The sequence below is a fragment of the Roseisolibacter sp. H3M3-2 genome (assembly GCF_029211165.1).
In the GTDB taxonomy this organism is placed as follows: domain Bacteria; phylum Gemmatimonadota; class Gemmatimonadetes; order Gemmatimonadales; family Gemmatimonadaceae; genus Roseisolibacter.
Genome location: NZ_JARGEK010000726.1, coordinates 1 through 860, shown reverse-complemented (window position 1 = coordinate 860; position 860 = coordinate 1). Strand labels below are relative to the sequence as shown.

Annotated in this window: 1 pseudogene; it reads right to left on the bottom strand. The window is 80.0% G+C overall.

Features of this window, described 5'->3' with window-relative positions:
• Positions 1 to 160: 160 nt before the first annotated feature.
• Positions 161 to 860, bottom strand: a pseudogene (locus PYV61_RS26025) (hypothetical protein); the annotation flags it as partial.

Sequence of the window (860 nt, the reverse complement as noted above, 5' to 3'; positions counted from 1 at the left end):
GGGTCGGGCGCGCGCGGGACGGCCGCCGCGGGCGCCGGCGCGCCGCCGCCGGCGAGCGAGGCGCCGAGCTGGGTGAGGAGGCGCAGGGACTTCATGACGGGCATCTCCGGACGGAGGGGGGGAAACGAAGGGGACGACGCGGGGGCGTTCGGTGGTGTCTTCACGAGCCCACCCCCGCGGGGATCGCGCGGCGGAGACGCGGCAGGACCTGCGCGTCGCGCATGGTGCCGTCGATGAGCGCGCGCTCCTCGCGCTCCCGGCGCAGCTGCGCCGGCCCGACGGCCGTGGAGTCGGCGGGCGCGAGCCGCGCCATCTGCACCAGCACCAGCTCGAGGTCCTCGAACAGCCGCCGCCGCACCGGCGAGCTGGCCGCGGGGGAGTCGAGCAGGAGCCGCGTGTCCGACAGGAGCGTGCGCGCCCACTGCGCCACGCGGGCGTCGGCGAGCGAGTCGAGCGGGTCGGCGCGGTACGAGACGAGCAGCGCCTCGACCGCGGTCAGGTGGCGGATCGTGGTGACGTCGTAGGCGAGCGTGCTCGCCGCCTCGTCGCGCGTCCGGCGGGCGGCGCGCGGCGCGCGGGCCGCCGACGCGACCGCCGACGCGGCCGCCACCTCGCGCGTCGCCGCGCGGTCGGCGATCGGCGCGACGTCGGACGTCGCGGCGTCGGGCGCGGCGTCGAACGCCTGCGCCAGCGTCGTCGGCGACGGCGGGCTCGAAGGCGCCAGCGACTCGGCCGGCGCGACGGCGGGGACGGCCGCGGCGACGGACGGCGCGTCCGCCTGGGCGCGCCCCTCCCACCAGCGGCCGAGCCCCACGCCCGCCGCCAGCAGCAGCGACGCCGCCGCGGCCAGCGACCAGGTG